Genomic DNA, 23,091 nt, shown 5'->3' on the forward strand with positions numbered 1-23,091 from the left:
AGCAAAAGATAAGCCGGGTCCGCGCAAGGGCCCGGCTTTATTCGTTCAGGTACTGTATGTCGGCGGGTATTGCCGAACCAAACCGACGGCCCCAAACGCGCGGCAGCGGCGGAATGGGCGCAATGCAACCAGAGCATTACGGTTTTGTAATTGTTTTGGTTCAACAGACCTTGCGCCCTTGAACGCTGGGCGCGACGTCTTACCTGAGGGTCAGAGGACGACCTCTCCGCATTGGGTGATCATTCGGGACGACCCGAACTGGATTGAGGTATCCTGATGTCCTGGATTTTTCTGCTCTTCGCTGGCCTGCTTGAAATCGTGTGGGCCGTGGCCATGAAGCAATCGGCCGGTTTCACCCGGCTGTGGCCAACGGCCGTCATGGGCGTGTCCATGATCGGCTCTTTCGGGTTGCTGGCCCTTGCCATGCGTACGCTGCCGCTTGGAACGGCTTACGTCATCTGGACCGGTATCGGCGCGGTGGGTGCGTTCTTGGTCGGCGCGGCGTTTCTGGGTGAGGCCCTGACCCCTTTGCGCATCGGCGCCGCGGTCCTGATCGTGTCAGGCCTGATTGTCATGAAGATCGCGTGACCGGGCAGGATGTAGCAGACCACTTTGCCTCCTGTTCGGGCATTTGCCAGCCAATGATACCTAAGGCCGGTCTGAACAAACGCTGTGCAGTTCCGGATCTTCGGTCATTCCCTTTGTTACTTTCGTTTCCTGAACAAGCGGGACAGTCGGCGCTTTTTCTTGGATGACGGTACGTATTGGTGCCATTTGTCGAGGGTGAAACCACCATGGAAGATGTTCACAAAGTTGGGTGGCGCGTATTTTGGGTTGATGAGCACAAGGTCCACTTGAACCAGGTAACCGTCATAGTAGCAAAAGTCGATTATATCCAATAGCTCGAAACCTGCGGCCATCGCCAGTTGCATTCGATCGAATATTTTATCCCGTGGAGATTCAAGGATCAGAACCGAGCAATGTTTCATCGCTTCTTGAGCCCCCTCCAGAATCATTTCTTCGGCCCCATCGACGTCAATTTTCAACAGAAATGGGGCAGCCGGAGCCTGTTCCGCGACAAAGGTGTCGAGCTTTAGCGTCGGCACCGTGCGTAGTGTTTCGGTCGGTGCTTCGCTGTGTGCAAACCTTGCATGTGTGACGTCTTGCCCCTGCACGACGGTCGAGACCGTCAGCTGCGCGGTCCCGTCAGCGTTGGATACCGCGACTTTGTTAAGTTCGAAATCTATGTTTGCGCCGCTGTAGACTTTTTCGATGGATTCAAAATGTTCTTCAATGGGTTCAAAAAGATAGTGCTTCTTTTCGGGAAATGCGGCCATCAATTCATGTGTGCCAAAGTGGATGCCGACATCCAGCACGCACTCGATAGGAAAATCGGCATCACGAAGCTGATGAAGAAGCGAAATCTTGCTTGGGTGGCGCTGACTGCTTTTCATAGTGTTCCTTTAATCGGCGAAAGTGCGGGGTATCTAGTTGGTGCGCCGGGAAGCATAACTGCTGCAGATCAAATATGATTCTGGTCCGGGTAATATTCCTCAAGCGAGAGTTTGGCGATGAGGCGAGCGAATTCAACTAATTCTTCCCCCGCCGGGTAAAATCAGACGAGAAGCGCTCAGGCTTTCTCCAATGCTTCGACGATTGCGGCAAAGTCTGCGGCCTTCAGGCTGGCACCTCCGACCAGCGCTCCATCCACGTTTGACACACCAAAGATATCGGTCGCATTGGATGGTTTGACCGAGCCGCCGTAAAGCAGGCGGACAGAACGACCAACGCCTTCACCGAAACGCCGTTCCAGGCGGGCGCGGATAAAGTCGTGAACTTCGCCGATTTCGTCCAGCGTGGGGACCTTGCCGGTGCCAATGGCCCAGATCGGTTCATAGGCGACAATCAGGTTTTCACCCGTCGACTGGTCAGGGATCGAGCCCGACATCTGGCCGCCGATGATGTCCAGCGTATTGGCGGCCTCGCGCTGTTCAAGGCTTTCGCCGACGCAGATGATCGCCTTCAGCCCGGCATCCATGGCCGTACGGGCTTTGACGCGCACGTCTTCGTTCTGTTCGCCGTGATCCTCGCGGCGCTCGGAATGGCCCAGAATGACCGCGCTTGCCCCGGCATCCACCAGCATGTCCGCGCTGATATCGCCAGTATGCGCGCCGGACGTTGCCGCGTGACAATCCTGTCCGCCAACGGTGATTCCCGTTTCCCGCACGGCCTCGGCGGCGCGGTGCAGCAGGGTTGCGGGCGGGCAGATCAGCACGTCCACGGTCGGAGAAGGGAAGGCACGGGCCAGAGCCCACAATTCGCTCAGAGCTGCCGTGGTTCCGTTCATTTTCCAATTGCCAGCCGCCAGCTTACGCCGCATGTCCCGATCTCCCTGCAATATAGTCGTTCTTCGAACCGGATAGCATCGCCAGTCGGGACTGACAATTCTGGTTGCAGAGCGGACCGCAAAACGGCAGTGTCCGCGCGCAGAAAGGAACGGGCGTATGATCGAAAACCTTGATCTGACAAAACTGGACCAACGCGATCCCGCCGAGCTTGGCAAGCTGGTGCGCGCGGTGGGTGAGGTGGGGTTCCTGACCGTCTCGAACACCGGGCTGGACCGCGACCGCGTGCGTCAGGTTCTGAGCGCGTATCGCGCGTTCTTTCACTTGCCCGAGGCCCAGAAGAAACGGGTCGATATGGCGTTGACCGGGGCCAACCGCGGCTGGGGCGCGTCACGGTCCGAGCAGGTCGATCCGGAAGCAAATCCTGACTTTAAGGAAGTGTTCGACTGCGGCTATGAATTGCCTGCGAACAGTCTGTACGCCGACGCGGATCTGGGTGTCTATGCCCCGAACCTGTGGCCGGATAATCCGCCCGCGTTCAAGGAAACAGTTCAGGCCTATTACACGGATGCCTGCGCGGTCGCGATGCGGGTTCTGCGCGCGATCGCGGTGGCGCTGGGGCGCGCAGAGAACAGCTTTGATACCGCGTTTGATACGCCGATGGCGCTGCTGCGCGGCAACTACTATCCTCAGCGCCCGGGCTGGGCCGGAGATCGCGACTTTGGCATCGGCGCGCATACGGATTACGGCTGCCTGACCCTGCTGGCGACCGACGGAACCTCGGGGCTAGAGGTGCGGATGCCCGACCAAAGCTGGGCAAAGGTCGAGGCCGCGCCAGGGACCTTCATCATCAACTTTGGTGAAATGCTGGAGTTCTGGACGGCGGGGCAAGTCAAGGCCACTCTGCATCGAGTAGTGGGCGGCGCGCAGGAGCGCCTGTCGGTGCCGCTGTTTTTCAATCCGTCCTACGATACCAACGTGGCACCGCCGAACTCAGGTCAGATCATTCGCGCCGGCGATCATCTGACCCGCCGGTTCAATGAGACCTACGTCCACCTTCAGGCATCTTAGGATTGGGGCGTCAACCCTTCGTCGAACTTGATCGACTCGCCGCACCCGCAGGCGTCGACAACGTTCGGATTGCGAAATTTGAAACCGGCTTCCAACAACGAGACCTCATAGTCGATCTCGGTCCCGAACAGGAACATCTGCGCCATCGGAGCGATCATGACCCGCGCGCCGTCCTGTTCTACGACCTCATCATTCGCGTCGGCCTGATCGACATAGTCCATGGTGTATTCCATGCCGGCGCAACCGCCTTTTTTGACGCCAATGCGCAGGCCAGCATGACCACCTGATTTCATCAGGCGGACAATCTGCTCTGCCGCTTTGGGCGTCATGGTCACGGCCTGTTTGCCGGGAATGCCGAACATTGTGATCTCCGTTGTCGCGCGTAGACTCCAATCTAGTGCTGAGACGGCAATGGCTCAAGACATAGCAGCGCTGCTTACCTAACTTTTCTGCCGCCCATTGAATGGTGCTTGCCTTTTGAGATCAGGTGACCTTAGCTGAGCGTATGCGTTTTGAGATAAGGTGAGATGGGATGGCTGACTGTAAAATTATTTGCAAAAACATGGTGTTGGCGTCAATTTTTGCGGTAACCGCAGGTGTTGCCGTGGCCGAGACCGCGCAAAAAACACATCCGGTCAACTGCGCCACCGCCGAAGGCGATTTGCGCGCGATTGCGGCCGAGAAAAAGCACGCGCAGGATCAGCAACTTGAAAGTGTGGCCGCTCTTACACCAGCCGGCGCGTTGCTGGGGTTGGTTACGGGCACCGAAAACAAAAGACTGTCCATGTTGTCTGGTGATTACGTCAAGGCATTGGATGAAAGAGCCGCCGAGATCAAAACCAAGTGCGGTGTTCAGTAACCAGTTAAGTTACCTGACAAAAAAAGACCGCTCTCGGGCAAGAGCGGTCTCTTATTCACGTCGTCCGGCCGGGTAAAGCGGGGGACGATTGCTTCTCCCGGTTGAAGTTGTGCTCTCATCGGGATGCGAGCATCAGCACACCGGGACTATTCTTGGCTTCGGTAACAGTTTTCCGACGGATCGGTGACAGAAAAATAAATCTTTTGCGACAAAGGTCTATTCTGTTCGGCTTACATGAAGCCAAGTTCCAGCCGCGCCTCGTCGGACATCATCTCCATGCCCCAGGGCGGTTCCCATGTCAGTTCCACGTCAACTTCCTTGACACCGGCGACCGGTTCGATCGCTTCGACGATCCAGCCGGGCATATCCCCGGCGACTGGACAACCCGGCGCGGTAAGCGTCATGATGACTTTCACCGCGTTTTCTTGGGAGATGTCGATCGTGTAGATCAGGCCCAGATCATAGATATTCACCGGGATTTCCGGGTCAAACACCGTACGGCAGGCTTCTACCACTGCGTCGTACAGGGGGTGCTCGATGGATGAAGGCGCAATCAGGGGCGTGCCTTCCAGCTGTTCACTCGGATGAGTCATTCGTGCCTCGGGTCTGGTTCCTGAGCAATTATATAGGGAAAGCCTGTGGCAGCGTCCAGAGGTGCAATGACGCCCCTTGAGGGGCGCCCGCAGTTCTTAGTCGTTGATGTCGTGCCGGAAGGTCTTCACCTGACCATGGGGCAGGGAGTAGACACGCCGCAGCACCAGCCACGCGACCAGGGACAATGCCGCGAAGATCAGCAGCAAAACCGGCAGCGAGGGCGCCATCCCGGGGATGACCAGCAGCAACCCGGTGATTGCCGCCCCGATCGCAAAGCCCAGAAAGATAAATCCGGGCAGCACGATCTCGAGGATACCAAGCGCCAGCGCCGCGGCCAGCCAGATCCACCAGGTCAGCCAGAAGGGATCGGCCATTATTTTCCTCCTCTCAGCATCTTGAAGGCATCGCCAAAGGCCTCAAGCGCGTTGGCGGGCACAACAATGGTTTGCGAGCCATTTCCTTTTCCCAGCGCATTCAGCGACTCAACCTGTTTCAGGGCTACCTGATATTGCGCGGCCTCGATGCCATTGTCCTGAATGGCCTTGGCGACCACGCCGGTTGCGTAAGCCTCGGCCTCGGCCTGAATACGGCGGGCTTTTGCGGTTTGCTCGGCAGCATACAGCTCGGCATCGGCGTTCAGTTCGACCGCGCGTTTCTGACCCTCGGCCTCGGTCACCTGAGCACGGCGGGCGCGTTCGGCGTTCAGCTGTTGCAGCATTGCGTCGCGGGTTGCCTGATCCAGATTCACGTCCAGAATCTCGGCACGGGTCACTTCGATGCCCCAGTCGTCAACAGCGGTTTCGACGCTTTCCTGGATGCGGGTAATCAATTGCGCACGGTTCGACTGGACCTCATCCAGGTCCATCTTACCGATTTCCGCCCGCACGATGCCAGCCACGGTTGTTGCAATCGCACCGTCGACGTCCCGAATACGGTATACTGTCTTTTCCGGTTCGAGAATTCGGTAAAACACCGAGGTGTCGATCTGCACCAGCACGTTGTCCTTGGTGATCGCGTCCTGCGTTGCGTTCGGCAACTGGCGTTCAAGAATGGATATCTTGTGGCGAGCAACATCCAGAAAAGGAACAATAAAGTTGATGCCGGGGCCAAGCACCGAATGCAGGCGGCCGAACCGTTCGACCACATATTTTTCAGATTGTGGAACGATTTTGATGCCTTTGAAAATGACAACGACGATTAGCACCGCCGCTAACACGTAAATGATGTTTGACGTCAGCAATCCAACAATCTGGTCTTCGTTCATGCCTATCATTTCTGTCCTCGTTTATTGTGTACTATAGTATACATGTGGGGATTGAGTCGCCCGTTTTCAACTCTGGTATGGGGTGAACAGGCGTGGAAGCAAATCTATGAAACTGTGGTTGCAGCGCGGAATTTTCCAATTGTGACCGCTTTGCATCCCAAGGTGTTTGCGGTATCGGGCGGGGATGAAACTGATCATCGACACAGATCCCGGCATCGACGATGCCATGGCAATCGCCTATGCCGCAGCCGCGCCCGAAATCGACCTGATCGGGCTGACCACGGTATTTGGCAACACGCATGTGCACCAATCCAGCCGCAACGCGCGGTTTTTGCTGGATAAACTGGGTCTGGCCGCACCAGTTGCCGAGGGGGCCTCATACGCGCTGGGGCAGAGCCATCACACCCCGTCCGAGCACGTGCATGGCCCGGAAGGCTTTGGCGACATTACTGAAATCCCTGAAATCGGCACAAACCACGATTTGTCGGCGGCCGAGTTTCTGGTTGAAACAGCGCGCCGCCATAAGGGCGAGGTGGTCGTCTGCGCGGTTGGCCCATTGACCAATATCGCCCTGGCCATGCAGCTTGACCCTGAGTTTTCGCGCAATATCAGTCGGTTGGTTGTCATGGGTGGCGCTGTCTATTGCCCCGGCAATGTGAACCATCATGCCGAGGCCAACATCTATCACGACGCCCGGGCCGCGGATATCGTCTTTGCCACACCGCCGGAAACCGTGCTGGTGGGATTGGATGTGACGTTGAAAACCCTCTACGAAACTGCAGATTTCGAAGCGCTGGCCGAACGATCCAGGGATATGGGCGGGTTTCTGCGCGATATTTCTCGGTTCTATCTGAAATTCTACAAAGAGGTTGGCGGGCTCGAAGGGTGCGGTCTGCACGATTCAACTGCGGTGATTGCCTGCACGCACGAGCCGATGTTCGACATGGTCGAAACCGGCCTGAGCGTGGTGACCGAAGGGCCAGAGTTTGGCGCGACCCGCCCCGATCCGTCGCGGCCTTCGGTCCGTGTGTGCCGGAATGTGGACGGGGCAGGGGTCGTGCACCTGTTTACCGAGCGCGTCGCGTCACTGCCCTGACGGGTTGCAATGGCCCGTCAGATCGGGCACATCCCACCCGGTTCAGCGACCCCGAGGCAACCCCATGACCGAGCGTTTTTCTTTTGACCTGAAAGCCACAGATGGCAAGGCCAGAACCGGCGTGATCAACACGCCGCGCGGCGAGGTGCGGACGCCTGCCTTCATGCCCGTCGGCACGGCGGCGACAGTCAAGGCGATGATGCCCGAAAGCGTACGTGCAACCGGGGCGGATATCCTGCTGGGCAATACCTATCACCTGATGTTGCGCCCTACGGCTGAACGCATTGACCGGTTGGGCAGGCTGCACAAGTTCATGAATTGGGAACGGCCCATTCTGACCGACTCGGGCGGGTTTCAGGTCATGTCGCTGGCTGGTCTGCGCAAGCTGACCGAAAAGGGCGTGACGTTCAAATCCCATGTGGACGGCTCAAGACACGAGTTGACACCGGAACGGTCGATGGAGATCCAGCGGCTGCTGGGCTCTGACATTGTCATGTGTTTCGACGAATGCCCGGCCTTGCCTGCGGTTCGGGAGCGCATCGCCGAGTCGATGCGCCTGTCGATGCGGTGGGCCGACCGGTCGCGTGAAGCGTTCGGAGATCGCCCCGGCCACGCGCTGTTCGGCATCATGCAGGGCGGCTTGGAGCGGGACCTGCGCGAGGAAAGCGCCGAGGCGCTGAAGCAGATCGGATTCGAAGGTTACGCGGTCGGTGGTCTGGCCGTGGGCGAGGGGCAAGAGGCCATGTTCGATTGCCTCGACTACGCGCCCGAATTTCTGCCGGCCGACAAGCCACGGTATCTGATGGGGGTCGGGAAACCTGATGACATCGTGGGCGCCGTCGCGCGCGGTATCGACATGATGGATTGCGTGCTGCCATCACGCTCGGGCCGCACCGGGCAAGTGTTCACCCGATACGGTGTCGTGAATATCAAAAACGCCCGCCACGCCGATGATCCGCGCCCATTGGACGAGCTTTGCACATGCCCGGCCTGTTCAAATTACTCGCGTGCGTATTTGCATCACGTGTTCCGCTCGAACGAGATGATCTCGGGGATGCTGCTGACCTGGCACAACCTGCATTACTTCCAGGAAATCATGCAAGGAATGCGCGACGCAATCGCGGCAGGCACTTTCGAGGCTTGGCAGGCCGAGTTCCACGCGCAACGGGCGCAGGGGGATATCGAGCCGCTTTAATCACCCTGCGATCCCGCCATTGTGCAAAAATGGTGGATATGTCGGCGCGATACCTTGCAGTCCGGAAAGCCTCGGGTCATTCTGAATCGTGATACACGACGGTAAGGTTGAAAAAGGGCGATGAGGCCCCACCTTTATCGTCCAAGACAGGAGATGGCCGAGCGTTGCCTTATTCAGGGACCGGAGCCGTCTTGCCAACGATAAGGATTGAGCATGCAAGAGCCTCTGAATTCCTCGTACCCCGTACTTCCGCTGCGCGATATCGTGGTGTTCCCACATATGATCGTGCCGCTGTTCGTGGGTCGGGAAAAATCCGTCCGCGCATTGGAAGAAGTGATGCAGGACGACAAGCAGATTCTGTTGTCCAGTCAGATTGATCCGGGTGATGACGATCCGACTGTGGACGGCATCTATCGGTCGGGCGTCCTGGCCAACGTATTGCAATTGCTGAAATTGCCCGATGGCACCGTCAAAGTGCTGGTCGAAGGGCAGGCACGTGTGCAGATCACGGATTTCCTTGAAAACGAAGAGTTTTTCGAAGCCCGCGCCGAGTATCTGACCGAAATTCCGGGCGATGTCACCACGACCGAAGCGCTGTTGCGCACCGTTGCGGATGAGTTCGAGCGCTATGCCAAAGTGCGCAAGAACATCCCCGAGGAAGCCCTGACCGCCGTCGGTGAGACCACCGAACCTGCCAAGCTGGCCGACCTTGTGTCGGGCCATCTGGGTATCGAGGTCGAGCAAAAGCAGGAACTGCTTGAGACGCTGAGTGTCAGCGAGCGGCTTGAGAAGGTCTATGGCCTGATGCAGGGCGAAATGTCGGTTCTGCAGGTCGAGAAAAAGATCAAGACCCGCGTCAAATCCCAGATGGAGAAGACGCAGCGCGAATATTATCTGAATGAGCAGATGAAGGCCATTCAGAAAGAGCTTGGCGATGGTGAGGACGGCAGCAATGAAGTTGCCGAACTGGAAGCCAAGATCAACGAAACCAAGCTGTCCAAAGAGGCGCGCGAGAAGGCCGAAGGCGAGCTGAAAAAGCTGCGCAACATGAGCCCGATGTCGGCTGAAGCCACCGTCGTGCGCAACTATCTGGACTGGATCCTGTCGCTGCCGTGGGGCACCAAATCTCGCGTCAAAAAGGATCTGGGTCGGGCGCAGGAAATTCTGGATGACGACCACTATGGCCTTGAGAAGGTCAAGGAACGGATCGTCGAGTATCTGGCGGTTCAGCAGCGTTCGAAAAAGCTGAAAGGCCCGATCCTGTGCCTTGTTGGCCCTCCGGGTGTGGGTAAAACCAGCTTGGGTAAGTCGGTTGCTAAGGCCACGGGGCGTGAGTTCATTCGCATCTCGCTTGGTGGCGTGCGTGACGAATCCGAAATTCGCGGTCACCGTCGGACCTATATCGGCTCGATGCCCGGTAAGATCATTCAGGCGCTGAAAAAGGCGAAGACCACGAACCCGCTCATCCTGCTCGACGAGATCGACAAGATGGGTCAGGACTTCCGTGGCGACCCGGCCTCGGCAATGCTCGAGGTGTTGGACCCGGAACAGAACAGCACGTTCATGGACCACTACCTTGAGGTCGAATATGACCTGTCCAACGTGATGTTCCTGACCACGTCGAACAGCTACAACATGCCTGGGCCGCTGCTGGACCGGATGGAGATCATCCCGCTGGCCGGTTATACCGAAGAGGAAAAGAGCGAGATCGCCAAGCAGCACCTGATCAGCAAACAGGTCAAGAACCATGGTCTGAAAGCCAAGGAGTTTGAACTGACTGACGAGGCGCTGCAGAAGATGATCCGCACCTACACCCGCGAGGCGGGCGTGCGGAACCTTGAACGTGAAATCGCCAAAGTGGCGCGGAAGTCTCTGACCAAGATCATCAAGAAAGAGGCGGAAGAGGTCACCGTGACGCCCGACAATCTGGATGAGTTCCTGGGCGTGCCGAAATACCGCTATGGTCTGGCCGAACAGGACGACCAGGTTGGTGTTGTCACCGGTCTGGCGTGGACCTCGGTCGGGGGTGATCTGCTGCATATCGAAGCGCTGAAGCTGCCCGGCAAGGGGCGGATGAAGACCACCGGTAAGCTGGGTGATGTGATGAAGGAATCCATCGATGCGGCCTCGTCCTACGTGCGGTCAATCTCACCTCAGATCGGGGTGAAGCCGCCGAAATTCGACTCGCTGGATATTCACGTCCACGTGCCGGACGGGGCGACGCCCAAGGATGGCCCGTCGGCCGGTCTGGCGATGGTGACCTCGATCGTGTCGGTGCTGACCGGCATTCCGGTGCGCAAGGATATCGCGATGACGGGCGAGGTGTCGCTGCGTGGCAACGCAATGCCGATCGGCGGTTTGAAAGAGAAACTGCTGGCGGCTCTGCGGGGTGGCATCAAGACCGTTCTGATCCCGGAAGAGAACGAAAAGGACCTGGCCGAGATTCCGGACAACGTGAAAGAAGGGCTGGAGATCATCCCGGTCACGCATGTCTCGGAAGTGCTGAAACACGCGCTGATCAGCGAGCCGGAGCCGGTTGAATGGGATGAGGCGGCGGAAGAGGCCGCAGCAGCGGCGGCCAAGGCGGCCGAAGATGCCGGGCGATCCGCAACAGCACATTAAACAGATCAAAGGCGGGGGCGACCCCGCCTTTTTTACAACCCGACAATGGGTTTTTTCGGGTCCAGAATCTCTTCCTCGGCGAGGTATTCCCGAAACTTTTCTGCGGGCAGAGCCGAGCGTACCGCGAGACCAAAGATCACTCCAGAAAACAACGCACACAACGCGATGTCCCATCCGAACGGGATTTGCTTTAGCGCGCCGTTCCCGAACTGACCGAGATAGGAAATTAACCCGATCCCGATCAGGTAAGGCAACAGCCACAGGGCTTCGGTCACGTCCATCTCATCCAGCCGGTTGCGAAACCGTGCCAGTAGCAGGGTCATCCCGATGATCAGCGCGATGCCAAGGCGCCAGACCGTGTCCCAGCCGCTCCAGTAGACGACCAGTGTTGCGATGGCAAATGCAGACATGGCGACAAGTTTTACGGCGGGGATGCGGATGGATCGTGGGTGATCCGGCATCAGATGGCGCAGGCACACGACAGCAATCGGGCCAACCGCGAACGACAACACAATTGCGGCACCGTTGAGCGCGATGACAGTGGTGAACGGAACCGTCAGCAGAAACAGTACCCCGATCAGAAAGTTCAGTGCCAGCGCCCACAAAGGCACACCGAATGAGGAAAGCGTCATCAATCGCTCCGGCAGAAATCCGTTTTTCGACAAGGCCATGGCGATCCGGGCGTTTGACCCCGTCGCAACCAGACCGTTGCCAAACGGCCCGATCACCGATCCGATGTTCAGAACGCTCAGAAACCAGACAAACCCGACCGAGATGATGACGCCGTCCAGCGGGCCCTGGCCGCCGAAACTCAGGCCGGCCCAGCCGTTTTTCAGCATGTCAGCATCCAGTGCCCCGACAAAGGCTATTTGCAGGCCCAGATAAATGGCCGCGCACAGCACTATGGACAGGACCAGCGCAGCGGGGATGGCGAATTTCGGATTTCGGACCTCACCAGCCATGTAGACTACGTGGCGAAATCCGATAAAGGAAAAGATGACCCCTCCGGTGGAAACAGCCGCCAAGATGCCCTGCAACCCGTAAGGCGCGAACCCGTCTGGCTGCGTGAAATTCTGTGCGTCGAAACGATTGACGATCAGCAGGGCGGTCAAAACGACCGGAATCGCGATTTTGGCCCATGTCAGCGCCGCGTTTACCTGAGTGAAGAACTTGACGCCCAATGCGTTGACCGCGACGAAGAGCAACATGAAGAACATGGCGACGGTGATGCCCGCTCCGGTCAGGTCTCCGGTTTCTGCCGTATGCAGCCACGGAGCATAGGGGGCGAGGTATTTCAGCATGGCCTCAACCTCGATCGGGGCAGTGGTGTTATAGCCGATCCAGGCCGTCCATCCCATCGACATCGAGACGATATTGCCATGCGAGAACTGCGGCACACGCGCAATGCCGCCGGGGATCGGCAGCATGGCCGAGATCTCGGCAAAGGTGATCGCCAGCACGAACATGGCCACGGCACCGATGATCCACGAGATCACGGCAGCCGGACCTGCGTGCTGAACGGCGAGAAGGGGGCCAAACAACCAACCGGACCCGATGATGCCGCCGACCGAGATGAAAGTCAGGCCGAGCAGGCCGATATCTCGTTTCAATCTGGCCACGACCGCACCCCATCCCTCATCGCCGCATGGTGATGCGGCTGTTCAGGACAGGATAAGCAACTGCGACGATTTCTGGCAAGCACCTGTCAGGGCAGGGAAAACCAACGCAGCCGTGCAAATAGGGGAATGGTGGGTGATAAGAGATTTGAACTCCTGACATCTTCGATGTGAACGAAGCGCTCTACCACTGAGCTAATCACCCGTGAGGACGCGTAATACAGAGAGTTCTGGTGGCTTGCAAGAGCGCCTGACGCGCAATTCTTGGAAATGCAGGCACAAAAAAACAGGCAGCAGAGACCCGCTGCCTGTTGCTGTGATTCAGGACCTTAAAGGATGAAGTCGTCTGCGGTCAGATCGTGCAAACCAACAAGTTTGATCATCATCTCAGGTTCTTCGTCGCCATCAGTGTCCACGTAGACGAAAGTCCTGTCATATAGGGTGCCTTCGTAGTCACTGTGTACGTAGTAAACCTCGCCCTGATCGGAGTTCGTTGCCGGGGTTTCGCCGTTGAAGACAAAGGTGTCGTCGCCGACCAGAACCGTGCTGGCATCGATGGCGCTCAGGTCGATCTTGTCCTCTCCGCGGGTGAAGTCCCGGATCAGGTCGGCGCTTTGACGGATGGCAGAACCTTCGTCGATCGAATTGAAGACGAACGTGTCGCTGTCGGCCCCGCCGGTCATGTCGTCCCGTCCGACGCCACCGACCAGGATGTCATCACCCTTGCCGCCGTAGAGTTTATCCCAGCCACGGCTGCCGAGTACGGTGTCGTTGCCAGCGCCACCCCTCAGGACGTCGTCTTTAATACCGCCGTCGATAACGTCGTTACCGGCATTACCCACAAGGTAGTTGACAGTTTCGTCGCCAGTGATGGTGTCGTTCTGCGCGGACCCAATAACGTGCCCGATGTTCTGGATGGTGTCGGTGCCATAGCCGGTGCTTTGCGCGCTGTCGTTCGACAGGTCAACGGTGGCCCCGCTGGTGCCCGAGTATTGCAACCAGTCCCAACCCTGACCGCCGTCGATCGTGTCGTTGCCGTCGCCGTCTTTGCTTACAAACCAGTCGTTACCATTGTCACCCGACAGAGTGTCGTTGCCTAAGCCGCCGGTAATCGTGTCATTGCCTGCACCGCCGAAAATCCAGTCGTTGCCGGCCGCCCCGGAAAGGGTGTCGTTGCCAACGGCACCGGCCAGGTAGTTGTTGACTTCGTTGCCGACCAACCAATCACTTCCGTTACCGCCGAACGCGTTTTCGATGACTACGGTGTTGGCGATGGTGAACCCGCCAGCAACGCCCGCCGCAGAAGATATCTGCCCGCCTGCGTCGCTGCCTTCAAGATCGGCATCGTTGAGATTGATGTAGACATCGCTCCATACGCCAACTGCGGAAATCGAGTCATTCCCACCGGTGTCCCAAATGGCTTTCCAAAACGTCCCCGCGCCGTTCGTGCCCTTGATTTGGTAGACGTCGTTACCCGTGGCATGCGCGACCGTGCCGTAAATGGCCTGCAAAGCGGCGATATCCAGTGCCATCGGTCCCGCTGCCTGACCATAGGTATAGTCCGTGACCGGGACATTCGATGCATAGCCCGAGTTATAGGACATGATCGTGTAGACGGCCTGATTTTGACCGTCGGTACCATAGTCGCCGAAGGGTTCGGTCACGCCGTCGAAGATGGACGAGAGTCCTCCATCGTCATGCGGGTGGGCCAGGCCAAGGCCATGCAGGATTTCATGCACAATGGTTGCGAATCCTTCACCGCCCATGGCCAGCGCTTCCTGGCTGAACAGGGGGGTGTTATAGGAGAACATCCCGAACAAGGTTGGGATGTTGAAGTCTTGCAGGAAGATGCCGTCATTACCTGGGACCTGGTGAAAGCCCAAACCACCGCCCAGGGTGTCTGAGTGCACAAGACCCCACGATATGTTCTCGTAGTGGGAGCCCTGAGGCGCGAGGAACCCAACTTCGACAAAATCAATCGGGATGAAGGTCTCGATGATGGCCAAAGCCTGGCGGAAGGCCTGTTTTTCGTATTCGTACATATTCGCGAAACCCTGTACGGAACTGTCCGCAAAGGAATACGTGATCGTGCCAGGGGGGCCTCCGGCCGGGTCGGATTTATGCGAAGATGCACATCTTATGCGTGTTTGACGTGGAATCGCGCAGGGCTAATTCCATGGGATTTCTGCAAGTGTTTCGGGTTAGTGATTCCGGCCCATAGCTGCGGCAAATCCCAATGGACGATGAATGCGTGAATGGTGCGGTTGGCAGGTGATGTGCCCCCGCGGCGGGGAACAAATTCTGCGATCTGGAAAAAAACTTCAAAACGCCGCTTGACGCTGCCCGACCGTAGCCATAATACACCCCAACGTTCAGCAACGAACGGGCAGCGGGCGGTTGTAGCTCAGTTGGTTAGAGTACCGGCCTGTCACGCCGGGGGTCGCGGGTTCGAGCCCCGTCAACCGCGCCATCGCTGCCATCCTTGGTCCAGGTCATAGGCCACGAAATAGATGCGCGGTTGTAGCTCAGTTGGTTAGAGTACCGGCCTGTCACGCCGGGGGTCGCGGGTTCGAGCCCCGTCAACCGCGCCATTTCCCTTATATGCCAATGAAATTCGAACCCCGTTCAAGGGGCGTACATTGGTTCGGGGTTTTGATGTCAGGAGATGTCGGCAATATTCCGATAGTTCACACTTTGTTCTAACTTTTCTGTTGGAGACTCGGTGCCGCTCGCCTATTTCTAGGACACTTGTGTGTTGGGGGCCAAAATGGCTGATCTGAAGAATATCGAGGTGCGCGGCGCGCGCGAGCATAACCTCAAGGGCATCGACGTCGATATCCCGCGGGATCAGCTGGTGGTGATCACCGGCCTGTCGGGTTCGGGCAAGTCCTCGTTGGCGTTTGATACGATCTACGCCGAAGGCCAGCGCCGCTATGTCGAAAGCCTGTCGGCCTATGCGCGCCAGTTCCTAGACATGATGGAAAAGCCCGATGTGGATCACATCAGCGGCCTGTCCCCGGCAATTTCGATCGAACAGAAAACGACGTCGAAGAACCCACGCTCGACCGTTGGTACGGTTACCGAGATTTACGACTACCTGCGTCTGCTGTTTGCCCGCGCAGGGACGCCCTACAGCCCCGCCACTGGTCAACCGATTGAGGCGCAGCAGGTGCAGGACATGGTCGACCGCATCATGACGATGGAGGAGGGCACCCGCGGTTATCTTCTGGCGCCCATCGTGCGGGACCGGAAGGGGGAGTATAAAAAGGAATTCCTCGAACTGCGTAAGCAGGGTTTTCAGCGCGTAAAGGTGGATGGCGAGTTCTACGAGCTTGATGAGCCGCCCGCTCTGGACAAGAAGTTCCGCCACGATATCGATGTCGTGGTCGACCGTCTGGTCGTGCGCGAAGGGATGGAGACGCGTCTGGCTGACAGCTTGCGCACAGCTCTGGATCTGGCGGACGGCATCGCCGTTCTGGAAACCGCGCCGCGCGAAGGTGACCCGGAACGCATTACATTCAGCGAGAATTTTGCCTGCCCGGTTAGCGGCTTCACCATCCCCGAAATCGAACCGCGCCTGTTTTCGTTCAACGCACCCTTCGGGGCCTGCCCGGACTGCGATGGTCTCGGCGTTGAGCTGTTCTTTGACGAACGGCTGGTGGTGCCGGACCAGACATTGAAACTCTATGACGGTGCCTTGGCTCCGTGGCGCAAGGGCAAATCGCCGTATTTCCTGCAGACCATTGAGGCCATCGCGCGCCATTACGAGTTTGACAAGAACACGCCGTGGAAGGACCTGCCTGCGAAAGTGCAGCAAGTGTTTCTGCGTGGTTCAGGTGACGAGGAAATCCAGTTCCGCTATGACGAAGGCGGGCGCGTCTATCAGGTCACCCGCAGCTTTGAGGGCGTGATTCCAAATATGGAACGCCGCTATCGCGAAACTGATAGCGCGTGGATTCGGGAAGAGTTCGAACGCTACCAGAACAACCGGCCTTGCGGTTCGTGCGAAGGGTATCGCCTGCGTCCCGAGGCTCTGGCGGTCAAGATCGCCGGTCTGCATGTGGGGCAGGTCGTTCAGATGTCGATCAAAGAGGCGCTGGCCTGGGTCGAAGACGCGCCGAACCATCTGAGCGTTCAGAAGAACGAGATTGCACGGGCGATTCTGAAGGAAATTCGCGAGCGGCTGGGTTTCCTGAATAACGTGGGTTTGGAATACCTTACGCTGTCCCGTTCAAGCGGCACCCTGTCCGGCGGCGAAAGCCAGCGGATTCGTCTGGCCAGCCAGATCGGCTCGGGTCTGACCGGGGTTCTGTATGTGCTGGACGAGCCTTCGATTGGTCTGCATCAGCGCGACAACGACCGGTTGCTGGGCACTCTCAAGAACCTGCGCGATCAGGGGAATACCGTGATTGTCGTCGAACATGACGAGGAAGCCATCCGTGAGGCGGACTACGTTTTCGATATCGGTCCCGGCGCCGGTGTGCATGGCGGGCAGGTGGTCAGCGAAGGCACGCCCGATCAGATCGCATCCGATGCGGCCTCGATGACCGGACAATACTTGGCCGGTACCCGCGAGATTCCGGTTCCGGCGAAACGGCGCAAGGGAAACAAGAAAAAGGTCTCGGTCGTCAAAGCGACCGGGAACAACCTGAAGAACGTCACCGCCGATTTCCCGCTGGGCAAGTTCGTCTGCGTGACCGGTGTGTCCGGCGGCGGCAAGTCGACGCTAACCATCGAGACGCTGTTCAAGACCGCCTCGATGCGTCTGAATGGTGCGCGCCAGACGCCAGCGCCCTGTGAGACGATCAAAGGGTTGGAGCACCTGGATAAGGTCATCGATATTGACCAGCGCCCAATCGGGCGGACTCCGCGTTCGAATCCAGCGACTTACACCGGGGCCTTCACCCCGATCCGAGACTGGTTCGCGGGTCTGCCCGAGGCAAAGGCGCGCGGTTACAAACCCGGTCGGTTCAGCTTTAACGTCAAGGGCGGTCGGTGCGAAGCCTGTCAGGGTGACGGTGTCATCAAGATCGAGATGCACTTTCTTCCGGACGTTTACGTAACCTGCGAAACCTGCAAGGGCGCGCGGTATAACCGCGAGACTTTGGAGATCAAGTTTAAAGGTAAGTCCATCGCCGATGTCCTTGATATGACAGTGGAAGACGCGCAGGAGTTCTTTAAGGCCGTGCCGTCGATCCGCGATAAGATGGATGCTCTGGCGCGGGTTGGGCTGGGCTATATCAAGGTTGGCCAGCAGGCGACCACCCTGTCTGGCGGTGAAGCTCAGCGGGTAAAACTGTCCAAAGAACTGTCGAAACGCTCAACCGGACGGACTCTGTATATTCTGGACGAGCCGACCACAGGGCTGCACTTCGAAGATGTGCGTAAGTTGTTGGAAGTGCTTCACGAATTGGTGGATCAGGGAAATACGGTTGTTGTGATCGAACACAATCTGGACGTCGTGAAAACCGCCGATCATATCATCGACATCGGCCCCGAAGGCGGTGACGGCGGCGGTGAGATCGTGGCAACCGGAACGCCCGAGGACGTGGCCGCTATCGAGCGCAGCCATACCGGCCGGTATCTGAAACAGATGTTGGATGGCGCGCGCGTGGCGGCGGAGTAAAAAAAGGGGCTGATCCTCAGTTGAGGATATCAACCACCGCTCCGATCAGGTTCAGCACCTTTCGTGTGTCGGGGTCGACACGATAGACATAGTCACCGGCGCGGATGTAGCTGCCGCGATTCAGCCCATAGCGGTACGGATCATTGATCCAGCGATAGTCGCTGTTGATGTAGTCACCCGTGCGATACAGGTTTTTGACCTGTCCCGGCGGCACGCAAGGAACGGCTTTCTTTGCCAGACCCGGCGGGCAGTGCCCGGCTTTACCTTTTCCGTTTCCAGCCAAGGCCATGCCCGAGCTAAACGCCAGCGCGAGAATTGTCGTCGAGATGGTCAAAACGCGCGACACCTTACATCCTTTCGCGTGAAAACTGTGGCCAAGGATAGATGGTCGTAGCCAGTCTGTGGGTCAACCCCATGGGCAGGAAGCTGCCCACGGGGTCCGCTCTTAGCTTCGTCCGCGTTTTTCGAACCGTGGCAGCATGGCCGAGAAGTCCATTCCCAGACCGCCCTCAACCTCGACAAACTGCTCATAGAGTGTGGTTGCGGCCTGACCCATCGGCGTGTCGGCATCCGCGCTTTCGGCGGCCTGTTGGCTGAGCCGCAGGTCCTTCAGCATCAGTTCGGCGGCAAAGCCAGGCTGGTACTGGTTATCCGCCGGGCTGGTCGGGCCGACGCCGGGGGCAGGGCAATAGGCGTTCATCGTCCAGCTATAGCCCGAAGAGGTGCTGACCACGTCAAACATCTTTTGCCGGTCCAGTCCCAGTTTGTCAGCCAGGGCAAAGGCCTCGCAGGTGGCAATCATGGTGACGCCCAAGATCATGTTGTTGCAGATTTTGGCTGCCTGACCGGCGCCGGAATCGCCGCAATGCACCGCTTTTTGACCCATGATGTCGAACAGGGGTTCGGCCTTGGCAAAAGCGTCGTCGCTGCCGCCAGCCATGAAGGTCAATGTACCGGCAGCAGCACCGCCAATCCCGCCTGACACCGGAGCATCAACAGAGAGGACACCAGCCTCTTTCGCCTGATCCGCAACCGCGCGGGCACTGTCGACATCGACGGTGGAGCAGTCAATCCACACAGATCCAGACTGCATTGCGGGGATGATCTCATCCGCAACCGCGCGCAGAATCTGACCGTTCGGAAGCATTGTGATAACGATTTCGGCACCGGCGGCGGCATCGGCGCCCGATCCGGCCATGGTGACGCCGGCGACATCGACATCGGCCATGTCAAAGCCCGTCACCTCATGTCCGGCCTTTGCCAGATTGGCGGCCATTGGATTGCCCATGTTGCCCAGCCCGATAAACCCGATTTTCATCTCTTATGTCTCCTCAAAAGTCAGCATGTCTGTGCCCAGCGGTTGCAGCATCTTGGACACCGCGACCGCAGGCACGGCCTGATCGGCGAACTGCCAGTGCGGCGTGCGGTCCTTGTCGATGATCTGGGCGCGGATGCCTTCCAGAAAATCTCCGTGTTCCATCGCGCGGAAGGTATAGCGGTACTCCAGTTCCAGCGCTTTGCGCTGTGTCAGGCTGGGGGTGCGCAAACGGTGCAGCATCTCGACCGTGCAAGCCATGGAAATCGGCGAATTGCGGTCCATGAGTTTGCACGCTTCAGTGGCCATCGCGTGTTGTGAATGGCTCAGGGTGTTCAGGATGTCCCCCAAAGTTTCACCGTCAAAACAGGCGTCTATCTCGGGCTGCTGACGCTCCAGTTCGCTGGCCGGAGGCTCTGCTGCATGTTTCTGCAGCATTTCGGTGTCACCCGATGCCTCGAGCATCTCGATCAGATCGGACCACTCGGCGAGGGGGATGTAGTGATCGGCAAAACCGGCAAAGATCGCATCGCCTTGCCCCATGCGGTGGCCGGTGGTGCCCAGATACTCGCCCAAACGACCGGGGGCCAGTGCCAGCATCAGGGTGCTGCCGACATCCGGCACCAGCCCAATGGAACACTCTGGCAGGGCAATTCTTGAGCTTTCGCCAACAATTCGGTGGCTGCCATGACAGCCGATGCCAACCCCTCCGCCCATGGTGAAGCCCTGAAGGAAGCTGACGACCGGTTTGGGGTATTCGAAGATCAGCGCGTTCAGACGGTATTCGTCCCGCCAGAAGGTCCGGCCGTAGTCGTAGTCACCCTTGATACCGGTTGCGTAAAGGTCGGCAATGTCGCCTCCGGCACAAAAGGCCTTGTCGCCCTCGGCATCCAGAATGACCAGATCCACGGCGTCATCTTCGCGCCAGTTCCGCAGCGCCGAGTCGATCGCCATACACATGTCATAGGTCAGTGCGTTCAGGGCTTTGGGGCGGGTCAGCGTGATACGCCCGGCACGGCCAGTGATGCGGATGTCGATGTCAGGCATGAGCCCCTCAGCGGTCTGCAAGCATTTGTCGGGCGACAATGACCCGCATGATTTCATTCGTGCCTTCCAGAATCTGATGCACGCGGAGATCGCGGACCAGTTTCTCGATTCCATAATCCGCCAGATACCCGTAGCCACCATGCAGTTGCAGGCATTGGTCCACAACCTTGGACCCGGTCTCGGTCACGAATTTCTTGGCCATGGCGCAGAACTTGGTGGCATCGGGTGCGCCCTGATCCAGCTTCCATGCGGCCTGCCGCAGAAAGGTGCGGGCGGCCTGCAGTTCGATCTCCATATCGGCCAGCCGGAATTGCAGCGCCTGAAACTGGTCGATGGATTGGCCAAAGGCCTTGCGTTCCGACATGTATTGCAAGGTCATGTTCAGCCCGGCCTGTGCGGCCCCAAGCGAGCAGGAGGCGATGTTCAACCGCCCGCCATCCAGGCCCATCATCGCGTATTTGAAACCGTCGCCTTCGGTACCCACGAGGTTGCCTGCCGGGATCTTGCAATCGTCGAACTGCACCTGCGCCGTCGGCTGGCTTTTCCAGCCCATCTTCTGTTCCAGCGCGCCAAAGCTGAGGCCGGGCGTGCCGTCCTCGACATAGACGGTGGAGATCCCCTTGGGGCCATCCTGCCCGGTGCGCACCATACAGACATAGGCGTCGGAATAGCCGCCACCCGAGATAAACGCCTTGGTGCCGTTCATCGTATAGCCTTCATTGGTGCGTTCGGCGCGGGTTTTCAGCGCAGCGGCGTCCGAACCCGAACCGGGTTCGGTCAGGCAATAGCTGAGCACGGTGTTCAAGCTCAGCACATCGGGCATGATACGGGATTTCAGGTCGTCGCTGGCGAAATTGTCCAGCATCTTGGCACACATGTTATGGATCGACAGGAACGCCGCGACTGATGGGCAGGCCATCGAAAGCGCCTCGAACACCAGCGTCGCGTCCAGGCGGGTCAGGCCAGACCCGCCGCTGTTTTCCGAGACATAAAGCCCACCGAACCCCAGCTCTCCGATCTGTGGCCAGAGGTTTTTGGGGATGGTCCCTTCGGCCTCCCACTGACGGGCGTTGGGTGCGATATTGTCCTGCCCGAATTCATAGGCCATATCGAAAATCGCGGTTTGCTCTTCTGTCAGTGCAAAATCCAAGGCTTGCCTCCCACGCTACCGAATGAATTGAACGACTGTTTATTTCTGAATTCTTACAGAAGTTTTGCAGGGCCAGCAATCACGCGTGGATATGTCAAAGGTCGTGGTGATATTCTTCGATCAAATGCCGGACCACGGCCTTGCCGGGATCGTCGCCCTTCGCCACGGCCTCGGCATAGACGCGGCGTTGTCGCGTGGCTGAGGTGCCGGTCTGTGCGATCTGCTGCAGGCGGGCAAGTTCTGTCATGGTGCCCAGTGCCTCGGCGTCTTCGGCCAGCAGGCCCATGAGTTCGCCCATAAGCTCGGGCATCGGTTTGATCGAACGATCGCCAAAGTCGATCAGCCCTTCGCCGACGCCGTACCGTTGCGCCCGCCAGCGGTTTTCGCCGACCAGAAACTGGTCGTAATGCCGCCAGCGCAGATTGCGGTCCTTCAGACGGCACAACATGCGGGTCAGGGCCTGTACCAGAGCGGCCAGTGACAGCGTGTGTTCCAGTCGCGGCTGCACATCCATGATTCGGGTTTCCAGTGTCGGGAACCGGTGTGAGGGGCGCAGGTCCCACCAAATCTTCGTCGTGTCCTCGATCACGCCGAGTTCGACCAGAATGCCCGTGGTGCGTTCGTATTCCGACCAACTGGCCAGAACCGGAGGCAACCCGGTACGCGGCAGGTTGTCAAACACGGTCAGGCGATAGGACGACAGCCCCGTATCCTCTCCGTTCCAATAGGGCGAGGACGTCGACAGCGCCAGCAGATGCGGCAGGAAATACGAAAGCTGCGGCATCAGATCGGCGCGCAGGGCCGAGTCCTCGACCCCGACGTGAACGTGCATCCCGCAGATCAGCATCCTCCGCGCGACGCCGCCCAAGGCGTGATGCAGCGCGTCATAGCGATCCTTGCGGGTGTGGTGTTGCTTCTTCCAGTCGGCAAACGGGTGGCAAGACACCGCAATCGGGGCGAGGTTATGTTCAGCGGCGCGTTTGGCCACGCAAGAGCGCAAGCGTTTCAAATCCTCGCGGGCGGACTTGACCGTTGGGTGGGGCCGGGTGCCGACCTCGATCTGACATTGCAGGAATTCGGGGCTGACCTGTCCTTCGAAATCCGCCTGGCAGGCCTCCATCAATGCGGCGGGTGCTTCGGCAAGTTCAAGGCTGTCGCGGTCGACCAGCAGATACTCTTCTTCGATGCCCAGCGTGTATTCTTGCTGCATGGTGGCCCTCGTTTAACTATTCCAACCAGTGAATACGGAAATTCCTGTTTTGCCAAGCGTTTGACGCAGCCTGCCTTGCAG

The 23,091-nt window shown here is 58.4% G+C and carries 20 protein-coding genes and 3 tRNA genes; 9 read left to right on the forward strand and 14 right to left on the reverse strand.

The annotated features are described in order from the left end of the window. The first annotated feature begins 276 nt into the window (after positions 1-276). On the forward strand, positions 277-588 hold the full coding sequence (locus tag ACOQFT_RS21095; protein WP_421599802.1) for a DMT family transporter: 312 nt from the start codon (positions 277-279) through the stop codon (positions 586-588). Positions 589-704: 116 nt separating this feature from the next. Here ACOQFT_RS21095 and ACOQFT_RS21100 read toward each other — a convergent pair whose 3' ends face one another. Together ACOQFT_RS21100 and tpiA are read right to left on the reverse strand one after the other, a co-directional pair. Next, the gene (locus ACOQFT_RS21100; RefSeq protein ID WP_421599803.1) at positions 705-1,454 is read right to left on the reverse strand and encodes an FkbM family methyltransferase; all 750 of its coding nucleotides are present in this window, start codon (positions 1,452-1,454) and stop codon (positions 705-707) included. Positions 1,455-1,630: 176 nt separating this feature from the next. Continuing rightward, complete coding sequence (gene tpiA, locus ACOQFT_RS21105; RefSeq protein ID WP_421599804.1) at positions 1,631-2,380, reverse strand: triose-phosphate isomerase; 750 nt, start codon at positions 2,378-2,380, stop codon at positions 1,631-1,633. Positions 2,381-2,504: 124 nt separating this feature from the next. Here tpiA and ACOQFT_RS21110 point away from each other — a divergent pair, with 124 nt between their 5' ends. Continuing rightward, positions 2,505-3,416: an isopenicillin N synthase family dioxygenase gene (locus tag ACOQFT_RS21110; RefSeq protein ID WP_421599805.1), complete on the forward strand. Its 912-nt coding sequence runs from the start codon at positions 2,505-2,507 to the stop codon at positions 3,414-3,416. Here ACOQFT_RS21110 and ACOQFT_RS21115 read toward each other — a convergent pair. After that, positions 3,413-3,778, reverse strand: a complete 366-nt coding sequence (locus ACOQFT_RS21115) for a HesB/IscA family protein (RefSeq protein ID WP_170324779.1) — start codon at positions 3,776-3,778, stop codon at positions 3,413-3,415. The two genes, ACOQFT_RS21110 and ACOQFT_RS21115, sit on opposite strands and share 4 nt — an antisense overlap. Positions 3,779-4,020: 242 nt before the next feature. Here ACOQFT_RS21115 and ACOQFT_RS21120 point away from each other — a divergent pair, with 242 nt between their 5' ends. After that, complete coding sequence (locus ACOQFT_RS21120) at positions 4,021-4,275, forward strand: hypothetical protein (RefSeq protein ID WP_421599806.1); 255 nt, start codon at positions 4,021-4,023, stop codon at positions 4,273-4,275. A 230-nt stretch (positions 4,276-4,505) separates the two neighbouring features. On the opposite strand, the gene ACOQFT_RS21125 is transcribed toward ACOQFT_RS21120, so the two are convergent. The 3 genes from ACOQFT_RS21125 to ACOQFT_RS21135 all read right to left on the reverse strand — a co-directional run bounded on the left by ACOQFT_RS21125 (position 4,506) and on the right by ACOQFT_RS21135 (position 6,133). Then, the gene (locus ACOQFT_RS21125) at positions 4,506-4,868 is read right to left on the reverse strand and encodes an SUF system Fe-S cluster assembly protein (protein WP_421599807.1); all 363 of its coding nucleotides are present in this window, start codon (positions 4,866-4,868) and stop codon (positions 4,506-4,508) included. A 96-nt stretch (positions 4,869-4,964) separates the two neighbouring features. After that, the gene (locus ACOQFT_RS21130; protein ID WP_421599808.1) at positions 4,965-5,243 is read right to left on the reverse strand and encodes an NfeD family protein; all 279 of its coding nucleotides are present in this window, start codon (positions 5,241-5,243) and stop codon (positions 4,965-4,967) included. After that, positions 5,243-6,133 carry an SPFH domain-containing protein gene (locus ACOQFT_RS21135; RefSeq protein ID WP_170325515.1) on the reverse strand — a complete coding sequence of 297 codons (891 nt, stop codon included), beginning with the start codon at positions 6,131-6,133 and terminating at the stop codon, positions 5,243-5,245. The genes ACOQFT_RS21130 and ACOQFT_RS21135 overlap by 1 nt, the downstream gene beginning before the upstream one ends. A 184-nt stretch (positions 6,134-6,317) precedes the next feature. Here ACOQFT_RS21135 and ACOQFT_RS21140 point away from each other — a divergent pair, with 184 nt between their 5' ends. The 3 genes from ACOQFT_RS21140 to lon all read left to right on the forward strand — a co-directional run bounded on the left by ACOQFT_RS21140 (position 6,318) and on the right by lon (position 11,046). After that, positions 6,318-7,229: a nucleoside hydrolase gene (locus ACOQFT_RS21140; RefSeq protein WP_421599809.1), complete on the forward strand. Its 912-nt coding sequence runs from the start codon at positions 6,318-6,320 to the stop codon at positions 7,227-7,229. A 64-nt stretch (positions 7,230-7,293) separates the two neighbouring features. Further along, positions 7,294-8,424 (forward strand): tRNA guanosine(34) transglycosylase Tgt, encoded by a 1,131-nt coding sequence (gene tgt / locus ACOQFT_RS21145; RefSeq protein WP_421599810.1) that lies wholly within the window; start codon positions 7,294-7,296, stop codon positions 8,422-8,424. Between the two features lie 213 nt (positions 8,425-8,637). Beyond that, positions 8,638-11,046, forward strand: coding sequence for an endopeptidase La (lon, locus tag ACOQFT_RS21150; protein WP_421599811.1), 2,409 nt, complete (start codon positions 8,638-8,640; stop codon positions 11,044-11,046). A gap of 32 nt (positions 11,047-11,078) precedes the next feature. Here the strand turns inward: lon and ACOQFT_RS21155 are convergent, their stop codons facing one another. From ACOQFT_RS21155 to ACOQFT_RS21165, 3 genes are all read right to left on the reverse strand, one after another. Further along, complete coding sequence (locus tag ACOQFT_RS21155; RefSeq protein WP_421599812.1) at positions 11,079-12,665, reverse strand: APC family permease; 1,587 nt, start codon at positions 12,663-12,665, stop codon at positions 11,079-11,081. Between the two features lie 127 nt (positions 12,666-12,792). After that, positions 12,793-12,867: transfer RNA gene (locus ACOQFT_RS21160), tRNA-Val, on the reverse strand. A 124-nt stretch (positions 12,868-12,991) separates the two neighbouring features. Continuing rightward, positions 12,992-14,704 (reverse strand): M10 family metallopeptidase C-terminal domain-containing protein, encoded by a 1,713-nt coding sequence (locus tag ACOQFT_RS21165; RefSeq protein WP_421599813.1) that lies wholly within the window; start codon positions 14,702-14,704, stop codon positions 12,992-12,994. A gap of 351 nt (positions 14,705-15,055) precedes the next feature. Between ACOQFT_RS21165 and ACOQFT_RS21170 the strand changes: the two genes are divergently transcribed. From ACOQFT_RS21170 to uvrA, 3 genes are all read left to right on the forward strand, one after another. Next, positions 15,056-15,132: transfer RNA gene (locus ACOQFT_RS21170), tRNA-Asp, on the forward strand. Between the two features lie 44 nt (positions 15,133-15,176). After that, positions 15,177-15,253, forward strand: a tRNA-Asp gene (locus tag ACOQFT_RS21175). Between the two features lie 176 nt (positions 15,254-15,429). After that, complete coding sequence (gene uvrA / locus ACOQFT_RS21180) at positions 15,430-18,288, forward strand: excinuclease ABC subunit UvrA (RefSeq protein ID WP_421599814.1); 2,859 nt, start codon at positions 15,430-15,432, stop codon at positions 18,286-18,288. A gap of 16 nt (positions 18,289-18,304) precedes the next feature. On the opposite strand, the gene ACOQFT_RS21185 is transcribed toward uvrA, so the two are convergent. From ACOQFT_RS21185 to ACOQFT_RS21205, 5 genes are all read right to left on the reverse strand, one after another. Next, positions 18,305-18,634 (reverse strand): hypothetical protein, encoded by a 330-nt coding sequence (locus tag ACOQFT_RS21185; RefSeq protein ID WP_421599815.1) that lies wholly within the window; start codon positions 18,632-18,634, stop codon positions 18,305-18,307. Positions 18,635-18,733: 99 nt separating this feature from the next. After that, entirely contained in the window at positions 18,734-19,606 is an 873-nt protein-coding gene (mmsB, locus tag ACOQFT_RS21190; protein WP_421599816.1) for a 3-hydroxyisobutyrate dehydrogenase, read from the reverse strand. 3 nt (positions 19,607-19,609) lie between these two features. After that, on the reverse strand, positions 19,610-20,650 hold the full coding sequence (locus ACOQFT_RS21195; protein WP_421599817.1) for an enoyl-CoA hydratase/isomerase family protein: 1,041 nt from the start codon (positions 20,648-20,650) through the stop codon (positions 19,610-19,612). 7 nt (positions 20,651-20,657) lie between these two features. Beyond that, positions 20,658-21,800 (reverse strand): acyl-CoA dehydrogenase family protein, encoded by a 1,143-nt coding sequence (locus ACOQFT_RS21200; RefSeq protein ID WP_421599818.1) that lies wholly within the window; start codon positions 21,798-21,800, stop codon positions 20,658-20,660. Positions 21,801-21,894: 94 nt separating this feature from the next. After that, positions 21,895-23,010 carry a carboxylate-amine ligase gene (locus tag ACOQFT_RS21205; protein WP_421599819.1) on the reverse strand — a complete coding sequence of 372 codons (1,116 nt, stop codon included), beginning with the start codon at positions 23,008-23,010 and terminating at the stop codon, positions 21,895-21,897. Between the last annotated feature and the right edge of the window lie 81 nt (positions 23,011-23,091).

Source organism: Ruegeria sp. MALMAid1280 (assembly GCF_049195285.1).
Lineage (GTDB): Bacteria > Pseudomonadota > Alphaproteobacteria > Rhodobacterales > Rhodobacteraceae > Ruegeria.

Coding starts and splice junctions, on each gene's coding strand:
- ACOQFT_RS21095 (WP_421599802.1), top strand. CDS start 277: ATGTCCTGGATTTTTCTGCTCTTCGCTGGCCTGCTTGAAATCGTGTGG.
- ACOQFT_RS21100 (WP_421599803.1), bottom strand. CDS start 1,454: ATGAAAAGCAGTCAGCGCCACCCAAGCAAGATTTCGCTTCTTCATCAG.
- tpiA (WP_421599804.1), bottom strand. CDS start 2,380: ATGCGGCGTAAGCTGGCGGCTGGCAATTGGAAAATGAACGGAACCACG.
- ACOQFT_RS21110 (WP_421599805.1), top strand. CDS start 2,505: ATGATCGAAAACCTTGATCTGACAAAACTGGACCAACGCGATCCCGCC.
- ACOQFT_RS21115 (WP_170324779.1), bottom strand. CDS start 3,778: ATGTTCGGCATTCCCGGCAAACAGGCCGTGACCATGACGCCCAAAGCG.
- ACOQFT_RS21125 (WP_421599807.1), bottom strand. CDS start 4,868: ATGACTCATCCGAGTGAACAGCTGGAAGGCACGCCCCTGATTGCGCCT.
- ACOQFT_RS21130 (WP_421599808.1), bottom strand. CDS start 5,243: ATGGCCGATCCCTTCTGGCTGACCTGGTGGATCTGGCTGGCCGCGGCG.
- ACOQFT_RS21135 (WP_170325515.1), bottom strand. CDS start 6,133: ATGAACGAAGACCAGATTGTTGGATTGCTGACGTCAAACATCATTTAC.
- ACOQFT_RS21140 (WP_421599809.1), top strand. CDS start 6,318: ATGAAACTGATCATCGACACAGATCCCGGCATCGACGATGCCATGGCA.
- tgt (WP_421599810.1), top strand. CDS start 7,294: ATGACCGAGCGTTTTTCTTTTGACCTGAAAGCCACAGATGGCAAGGCC.
- lon (WP_421599811.1), top strand. CDS start 8,638: ATGCAAGAGCCTCTGAATTCCTCGTACCCCGTACTTCCGCTGCGCGAT.
- ACOQFT_RS21165 (WP_421599813.1), bottom strand. CDS start 14,704: ATGTACGAATACGAAAAACAGGCCTTCCGCCAGGCTTTGGCCATCATC.
- uvrA (WP_421599814.1), top strand. CDS start 15,430: ATGGCTGATCTGAAGAATATCGAGGTGCGCGGCGCGCGCGAGCATAAC.
- mmsB (WP_421599816.1), bottom strand. CDS start 19,606: ATGAAAATCGGGTTTATCGGGCTGGGCAACATGGGCAATCCAATGGCC.
- ACOQFT_RS21195 (WP_421599817.1), bottom strand. CDS start 20,650: ATGCCTGACATCGACATCCGCATCACTGGCCGTGCCGGGCGTATCACG.
- ACOQFT_RS21205 (WP_421599819.1), bottom strand. CDS start 23,010: ATGCAGCAAGAATACACGCTGGGCATCGAAGAAGAGTATCTGCTGGTC.